6 protein-coding genes are annotated in these 8254 nt (G+C 71.1%); 2 read left to right on the forward strand and 4 right to left on the reverse strand.

The window, feature by feature from the left end:
* Positions 1–82: 82 nt before the first annotated feature.
* Positions 83–439, reverse strand: coding sequence for a HesB/IscA family protein (locus tag ACFWVV_RS30000; protein WP_384344809.1), 357 nt, complete (start codon positions 437–439; stop codon positions 83–85).
* Positions 440–725: 286 nt separating this feature from the next.
* On the opposite strand from ACFWVV_RS30000, the gene nadA reads away from it, so the two are divergent.
* Together nadA and ACFWVV_RS30010 are read left to right on the forward strand one after the other, a co-directional pair.
* Positions 726–1919 carry a quinolinate synthase NadA gene (gene nadA / locus ACFWVV_RS30005; protein ID WP_384344811.1) on the forward strand — a complete coding sequence of 398 codons (1194 nt, stop codon included), beginning with the start codon at positions 726–728 and terminating at the stop codon, positions 1917–1919.
* Positions 1920–2090: 171 nt separating this feature from the next.
* The gene (locus ACFWVV_RS30010; protein ID WP_384344814.1) at positions 2091–2480 is read left to right on the forward strand and encodes a YciI family protein; all 390 of its coding nucleotides are present in this window, start codon (positions 2091–2093) and stop codon (positions 2478–2480) included.
* 104 nt (positions 2481–2584) lie between these two features.
* Here ACFWVV_RS30010 and ACFWVV_RS30015 read toward each other — a convergent pair whose 3' ends face one another.
* The 3 genes from ACFWVV_RS30015 to ACFWVV_RS30025 all read right to left on the reverse strand — a co-directional run bounded on the left by ACFWVV_RS30015 (position 2585) and on the right by ACFWVV_RS30025 (position 8047).
* A complete protein-coding gene (locus tag ACFWVV_RS30015) occupies positions 2585–5731 on the reverse strand; it encodes an efflux RND transporter permease subunit (protein ID WP_384344816.1) in 3147 nt (1048 codons plus the stop codon).
* A 169-nt stretch (positions 5732–5900) separates the two neighbouring features.
* Positions 5901–6632 carry a response regulator gene (locus ACFWVV_RS30020; protein WP_384344819.1) on the reverse strand — a complete coding sequence of 244 codons (732 nt, stop codon included), beginning with the start codon at positions 6630–6632 and terminating at the stop codon, positions 5901–5903.
* Positions 6629–8047: a sensor histidine kinase gene (locus tag ACFWVV_RS30025; protein ID WP_384344822.1), complete on the reverse strand. Its 1419-nt coding sequence runs from the start codon at positions 8045–8047 to the stop codon at positions 6629–6631. Before ACFWVV_RS30025 ends, ACFWVV_RS30020 begins: the two co-directional genes overlap by 4 nt.
* Positions 8048–8254 lie beyond the last annotated feature (207 nt).

Below are 8254 nucleotides of genomic sequence, written 5' to 3' on the forward strand. Positions count from 1 at the left end.
GTCCCGGATGTGGAATCCGGGACAACCGCCTTCGCCGTACTGCCGCGACGGCCCGCTGAACGAGCCGTCCGGCCGAAGTCGCCTAGCTGAACGAGTCGCCGCAGGCGCAGGAGCCCGTGGCGTTCGGGTTGTCGATCGTGAAGCCCTGCTTCTCGATGGTGTCGACGAAGTCGATGGAGGCGCCGCCCAGGTACGGGGCGCTCATCCGGTCGGTGACGACCTTCACACCGTCGAAGTCCTTGAGGACGTCGCCGTCGAGCGAGCGCTCGTCGAAGAAGAGCTGGTACCGCAGACCCGAGCAGCCACCGGGCTGTACGGCGACGCGGAGCGCCAGGTCGTCACGGCCTTCCTGGTCGAGCAGGGCCTTCACCTTGGCCGCGGCGGCGTCGGACAGGAGAATGCCGTCGCTCACGGTGGTCTTGTCGTCCTGAACGGACATCTACATCTCTCCCGGGTTGTACGGACTGCTTGCCGACGGTTGCAACCGGCGGGGCCGCGGATTCATTCCGGGCCAGAGCGTGTGCCTTGTTCTTTCATGCTCGCACACCGCCCCCGCAGCGGGCACGGGCCGACGGTCCCGAGGGGCGGGCACCCAGGAATGCGTCACATCGACGAGATCGGCATCGTCAAACTGACGCGAAGCGGTTATGATAGATAGCGTCATTTCGACGAAAAGACCCCTTGGTCCTTCCCACGGGCCCCCTCGCATCGCAGAAACAGAAAGGGTGCGTGTCGTGACCACCGCCCAGCCCCGCCAGGTCGACCTCGATGTCCAGCCGACGCCCCTCGCCCTGCTGCTGCTCGGCCGCGAGGCCGACCCCAGGAGCGAGCGCGGCGTCGAATGCCCCGGTGACCTGCCCTCGCCGTCGGACCCGGACCTGGTGGAGCGCGCCCGCGCGGCCAAGGAGAAGCTCGGGGACAAGGTCTTCGTGCTCGGCCACCACTACCAGCGTGACGAGGTCATCCAGTTCGCCGACGTCACCGGTGACTCCTTCAAGCTCGCACGGGACGCCGCCGCCAAGCCGGAGGCGGAGTACATCATCTTCTGCGGCGTGCACTTCATGGCCGAGTCTGCCGACATCCTCACCGGCAACGACCAGAAGGTCGTGCTGCCGGACCTGGCGGCGGGCTGCTCGATGGCCGACATGGCCACCGCCGAGCAGGTCGCCGAGTGCTGGGACGTACTCACCGACGCCGGAATAGCGGACCGCGTGGTTCCGGTCTCGTACATGAACTCCTCCGCCGACATCAAGGCCTTCACCGGCAAGCACGGCGGCACCATCTGCACCTCCTCCAACGCCAAGCGCGCGCTGGACTGGGCCTTCGAGCAGGGCGAGCAGGTCCTCTTCCTGCCCGACCAGCACCTGGGGCGCAACACCGCGGTCCGCGACATGGGGATGTCCCTGGACGACTGCGTCCTGTACAACCCGCACAAGCCGAACGGCGGGCTGACGGCCGAGGAGCTGCGGAACGCCAAGATGATCCTGTGGCGCGGGCACTGCTCGGTGCACGGCCGGTTCTCGCTGGAGTCGGTGGAGGACGTCCGCGCGCGGATTCCCGGCGTCCGGGTCCTGGTGCACCCGGAGTGCAAGCACGAGGTGGTCGCGGCGGCCGACGAGGTCGGCTCGACGGAGTACATCATCAAGGCCCTGGACGCGGCCCCGGCAGGCTCCAAGTGGGCCATCGGCACCGAGCTGAACCTCGTACGGCGCCTGGCGAACGCGCACCCGGACAAGGAGGTCGTCTTCCTCGACAAGACGGTCTGCTTCTGCTCGACCATGAACCGCATCGACCTCCCCCACCTGGTGTGGACCCTGGAGTCGCTGGCGGAGGGCACCCTGGTGAACCGGATCGAGGTCGACCGGGAGACGGAGAGCTTCGCGAAGCTGGCACTGGAGCGGATGCTCGCCCTCCCGTAGCCGCCGCGCTTCCGTGGCGGCCGCGCTTCCGTGGCGGCCGCGCTTCCGTGGCGGCAGCGCTTCCGTGGCGGCAGCGCTTCCATAGCGGCCGCGCGGCCGATGAGTTTTGCTGCGGGGGACGGTCCACCCTTCAGCACGCAGGAAACCACTCGGCCCGAGGAGCGCAGGCACATGCTGTACATGATCCAGATGAATGTGGACGCCGACAGCTGGGACACCATGATGTCGTCCTTCTCGCAGGACGACATGCAGGCGATGTTCGCCCACATGAACACCCTCAACGACGAGTTGACCTCGGCCGGCGAGATGGTCGAGGCACGCGGGCTCGGCGGCCCGTCCCTGGCCCGGACGGTCCGGGCCGGGGCCGACGGCAGCCCCGAGGTCACCGAGGGACAGGCCGTGAAGGGCCAGATCCTCGCCGGGTACTGGGTGGTCGACGTCGCCAGTGAGGAGCGGGCGTACGAGATCGCCGCCCGTGCCTCCGCCTGTCCCGGCCCCGGCGGCAAGCCGGGCAACGACCCGGTCGAGGTGCACGCGATCCCGCAGGACCCGACGGCCTGACGGCGCCGCGCGCCCGCACCGCGGCACGGCACGCACGCACGAAGACGTGAGTAAGGGGCGCCCTCCAGGAGGGCGCCCCTTACTCACGTGTACTGACGTCCGGGTCAGACGCCCGCGGGCTCGCGGTCGTCGCTGGTCGGCGCGGGAGCCGCCTTGGCCTCCCGCTTGGCGGCCTTCTTCGCCGCACGGCGCTCCTTGCGGAGCTCCACCATGGCGTAGAGGGTCGGGACCAGCAGCAGGGTCAGCAGGGTCGACGTGATCAGGCCGCCGATCACCACGATGGCGAGCGGCTTGGAGATGAAGCCGCCCTCCCCGGTGATGCCCAGTGCCATCGGCAGCAGCGCGAAGATCGTCGCCAGGGCCGTCATGAGGATCGGCCGCAGCCGGTGGCGCCCGCCCTCGACGACGGCTTCGACGACGCCCATGCCCTGCGCCCGGTACTGGTTGATGAGGTCGATCAGCACGATCGCGTTGGTGACCACGATGCCGATGAGCATCAGCATGCCGATCATCGCCGGGACGCCCATCGGGGTGCCGGTGGCGAGCAGCAGACCGATCGCGCCGGTCGCCGCGAACGGGATCGACACCAGCAGGATCAGCGGCTGGATCAGCGACCGGAAGGTCGCGACCAGCAGCAGGAAGACGATCGCGACGGCCGCGAACATCGCCAGGAAGAGCTTCACGAACGTCTCGTCCATGTCCGAGGAGACGCCGCCGATCTCGACCGACGTACCCTTCGGCAGCTCGTCCTTGAGCTCGTTGATCTTCGTGGTGAGTGCGGCGGAGACCGCACCGGTGTCCTCGCCGACCGGCTTGGCGGTGACCGTGGCGGCGCGCGCGCCGTCGATCCGGGTCATCGAGACCGGTCCGTCCACCAGCGCGACGTCGGCGATCTGGCCGAGCCTGACCGGGCCGAGCGGGAGGTTCTTCAGCTCGGCGAGGGTGGTGGCCGGGTTGGCCGAGGTGATGACGATGTCCCGCTCGGTGGCGTTCAGCATCGCCTTGCCGGCGTTGGTGCCGCGCACCGCCTGGGCGACGGCACCGCCGAGAGCGGCGTCACCGAAGCCCGCCTCGGCGGCCTTCGGGGTGGCCTTCACGGAGATGCGGGGCACCGACTGGGCGAGGTCGCTCTGGACGTCGGTGACGTTCTTGATGCCCGCCACGGCGGTGCGGACCTGCTCGGAGGCGGCCTTCAGCACACCTGCGTCACCGGCCTTGACGACCACGGACAGGTCCTGGCCGCCCATGCCGCCGCCCGCGCCGACCTTGGTCTGGCCGATGCCGTCGAGCTTCTTCAGCTCGGACTCGATGCGCGCGGTGGTCTTCTCGCCGTCCTTGGCGTCGTTCAGGGTCAGCTGGTACGAGGCCTGGTTCGCGCCGGACCCGCCGCCGAAGGCGGCCGCGAATCCGGAGGAGCCGATGGTGACCTGGTAGTCCTTGACGGAGTCGATCGAGTCGAGGACCTTCTCGACCTTCGCGGCGGCCTTGTCGGTCTCCGCCAGGCTGGTGCCCGGTTCGAGCTTCTGGGTGAGCGCGAGGGTGTCCTGCTCGCCCTGGTCGAAGAAGTTCGTCTTGAGCAGCGGTGCCATGGCCAACGTGCCGAGCAGGACGACGACGGCGATGGCCAGGCTGGTGAAGCGGCGCCGGGTGGCGAAGCGCAGCACCGGGACGTACGTCTTCTGGAGCCTGCTCCCCGCCTCCTTCTCCTCCGCCTTGCGGCGCAGCTCGGCCGGGTCGACGCCCTCCGAACCCTTGGGCGCGCGCAGGAACCAGTACGAGAAGACCGGCACGACGGTCAGTGAGACCAGCAGCGACGCCAGGAGGGCCGCCGTCACGGTGATGGAGAACGAGCCGAAGAGCTGGCCCACCATGCCGCCGACCAGACCGATCGGGAGGAAGACGGCGACCGTGGTGAGGGTGGAGGAGGTGACCGCGCCGGCCACTTCCTTGACCGCGGTGACGATCGCGGAGTGCCGCTCCTCGCCGTAGCCGAGGTGGCGCTTGATGTTCTCCAGGACCACGATCGAGTCGTCGACGACCCGGCCGATGGCGATGGTCAGCGCGCCCAGGGTGAGCACGTTGAGCGACAGGTCGCGGGTCCACAGCACGATCAGCGCGAGGACGACCGAGAGCGGGATGGAGATCGCGGTGACCAGGGTCGAGCGGATCGACGCCAGGAACACCAGGATGATCACGACGGCGAAGACCAGGCCGAGGGCGCCCTCGGTGGTCAGGCCGGAGATCGACTTGGAGACGCCGGGGCCCTGGTCGAAGACGGTCGTGATCTTCGCGCCCGCGCCGAGGCCGGCGCTCAGGTCGTCGGTCTTGTCCTTGACCGCGTCCGAGATGGCGACGGCGCTGCCGTCCTTGTCCATCGTGATCGACAGGGAGAGGCTGGGCTTTCCGTTGGTACGGGTCAGGGAGGTCGCCGTCGCGGGCTTCTCCTCGACCTTGGCGACGTCACCGAGCCTGACCGGCTTCGGCGGGGTCTGCGCACCCGGCGTGGGCGGGGCCGCGACGCGCAGGTCCGCGATCTGCTGCAGCGAGGTGAACGCGCCGCCGACCTGCACGGTGCGGCTCTGGCCGCCCTCGGCGAAGGATCCGGCCGGGACGGAGGCGCCGCCCGCCTGGAGCGCCTGCGCGAGGGTCATGGCGTTGAGTCCGGCGGCCGCCAGCTTGGCGTCGTCGGGGGTGACGGCGACCTGGAGGTCGCGGACCCCGGCCACGGTGACCGTGCCGACGCCCTCGATCTTCTCCAGCTCGGGGACCACACTGTCCTCCAACAGGCCCGCGAGCGCCTGCTGGTCCTTGGGCGAGGTGACGGCGAGCACCACGGTCGGGATGTCGTCCGTGGAACCGGCCACGACCTGCGGGTCGACGTCCTTGGGGAGCATCGCGCGGGCCCGGTTCACCGCCTGCTGGACGTCGGCCACGAGCTGCTTGGAGCCCTCGTCGCCGTAGTCGAACTGCGCCATGATCAGCGCGTTGCCCTCGCTGGCCGTCGAGGTGACGGACTCGAGTCCGTCGACGGCCTTGAGGGAGGACTCCAGCGGTTCGACGACCTGCTTCTCGACCACGTCGGGGGACGCGCCCTGGTACGGGGCGATCACGGACACCATCGGGAGCTCGATGGTGGGCAGCAGCTGCTGCTTGAGCTGCGGGATCGCGATCGCGCCGAACACCAGCGCGACGAGCGATATCAGCCCGATCAGGGCCCGCTGGGCGAGGCTGAATCTGGACAGCCAGGACATGGGTGGGGTCTCTCTTCCGTGGCGAGCGAGGCAGGCGGACGCAGCGGCCCCTCCTGCGGGGCTCGGCCGTCCTCTCATACGATCGGCCATCGCCCGACGCCGATCCCTCGCTCCCAGGTCCCCTTTCCGCCGCGCACGTACCGCAGCTGGAGTACGCGGGGGTACGCCGTCACTCCACCCGGGGACGTACCAGGCCCGATTCGTACGCGAATACCACCAGTTGTGCCCGGTCGCGGGCTCCCAGCTTCGCCATCGCGCGGTTGACATGGGTCTTGACGGTCAGCGGGCTGACCGCGAGGAGTCCGGCGATCTCGTCGTTGGAGTTGCCGCCCGCGACCTGGACCAGTACCTCGCGTTCGCGGACGGTGAGGGCGGCGAGGCGCGCCGCGTGGGCGCCGTCGGCGGCGGGCCCCAGGCCCGGGGCGTCGCCCTGCTGGAGGAAGGTGGCGATCAGGCCCTTGGTCGCGGCGGGCGACAGCAGCGCCTCTCCGCCGGCCGCGATCCGGATGGCGTTGAGGAGTTCGTCGGGCTCGGCGCCCTTGCCGAGGAAGCCGGAGGCGCCCGCCCGGATCGACTCGACCACGTACTCGTCGACCTCGAAGGTCGTCAGCATCACCACGTGCACCCCGGTGAGGCCGGGGTCGGCGCCGATCGCCCGGGTGGCGGTGAGGCCGTCGGTGCCGGGCATCCGGATGTCCATCAGTACGACGTCGGGGCGGGTGCTGCGGGCCAGTTCGACGGCCTCGGCGCCGTCGGCGGCCTCGCCGACGACCGTCATGTCCGCCTCGGAGTCGACCAGGACGCGAAAGGCGCTGCGCAGCAGGGCCTGGTCGTCGGCGAGGAGCACCTTGATCGGCGGCAGCGGCACGGCTTCCGAAGGGGCGGGCGGCTCACTCGTCATACGTCTTCGTCCTTCCCCTGGCCGGTCCCGGTGACGGCCTTCGAGGCCGTACGGGGCGAAGAGCCGGCCGTACGGGCCGTGTCGGGCAGGATCGCATGGACGCGGAAGCCGCCGCCGGGGCGGGGGGCCGCGGTGAGGGAGCCGCCGAGGGCGGTGACGCGCTCCCGCATGCCGACCAGGCCGTGGCCGCCGAAGCCGGGCCCGTCGTGAGGGGATTCTGGTGCGTCGTCGCGGGATCCCGGCCCGGCGGCGCTGTCCCGGCTGCCGGTTCCGGTTCCGGTGCCGGTTCCGGTGCCGTTGCCGGTGCCGGTGCCGGTGCCGGTGCCGGTGCCGGTTCGGGGATCCGCCGTGCCGTTGTCGAGGACCGTGACCTCCACCGTCGTACCGACGCGGACGACACTGACCTCGGCCTTCGCGCCGGCACCCGCGTGCTTGCGGACGTTGGTGAGGGCCTCCTGGATGATCCGGTACGCGGCCAGGTCGACGGACGGGGGCAGGTCCTCGTCGTCGGTGCGGGCGAGGGAGACCGGCAGCCCGGCGTTGCGGAAGGTGTCGAGGAGCCCGTCGAGGACGGCGAGGCCGGGGGCGGGCTCCGTGGGGGCCTGCGGCTCGCCCGACTGGCGCAGCAGGCCCACGGTGGCACGGAGTTCGTTCAGCGCGGAGCGGGAGGCCTCGCGGACGTGGGCGAGTGCTTCCTTCGCCTGGTCGGGGCGCTTGTCCATGACGTGCGCGGCGACCCCCGCCTGCACGTTCACCAGGGCGATGTGGTGCGCGACGACGTCGTGCAGGTCGCGGGCGATCCGCAGCCGTTCCTCCGCCACCCTTCTGCGGGCCTCCTCCTCGCGGGTGCGCTCGGCCCGCTCCGCCCGCTCCCTCATGGCCTGGATGAACGCGCGGCGGGAGCGGACCGCGTCGCCCGCGCAGGCGCCGACCCCCGTCCAGGCGATCATTCCCAGGCTCTCCTGCGCGTACCACGGCCTGGCGCTGAAGCACATCGCGGCACCGGTGAGCCCGGCCATCGTGAGCAGGCCGATGCGCCAGGTGGTGGGGCGGTCGGTGCGGGCGGCGACGGTGTACAGCGCGACGACGGCGCTCACGGCGAGTGGCTTGGGCAGGTCCGAGGGCGCGAGGGCGAAGCCGATGACGGTGACTGCACAGGTCACGCCCAGGACGAGCAGGGGCCGGCGGCGGCGGAACACGAGAGCGGCGGCGGCCGCCACCGCGAGGGCGATGACTCCGGCGCCGGGGGTGCGATTGCCGAAGGAGGGACCCGGTCTGCCGTCGTGCGGTTCGGCGAAAAGGCCGGTGATCATGCACGCGAGGACGGCGGTGGCGAGCAGGGCCTCGGCGAGGAGGGGGTGGGCGCGCAGCCAGGACCGGGGGCGGCTGAGGTCGGTGCGGCCGAGGGGGGTCATGGCGGTCACGGTACGGGGCGGGGCCGGGCCCTTGGGCGGGCGGCGGGCGGGTCTCGGGGGTGGCGGGGTGCGAGAAGGGGTGGAGTGGGGGGGTCGGGGTGGGGCGGGGCCCAAGGGGTGCGGCTCCGCCGGGGGCGGGCGGGACACAGGGTGCGGCTCCGCCGGGGGGCCGCCCCCTTGCCCGCCCGTTCCGCCCCCGGGGGGCGG

The organism is Streptomyces sp. NPDC058663 (genome assembly GCF_042716745.1).
Classification (GTDB): domain Bacteria; phylum Actinomycetota; class Actinomycetes; order Streptomycetales; family Streptomycetaceae; genus Streptomyces.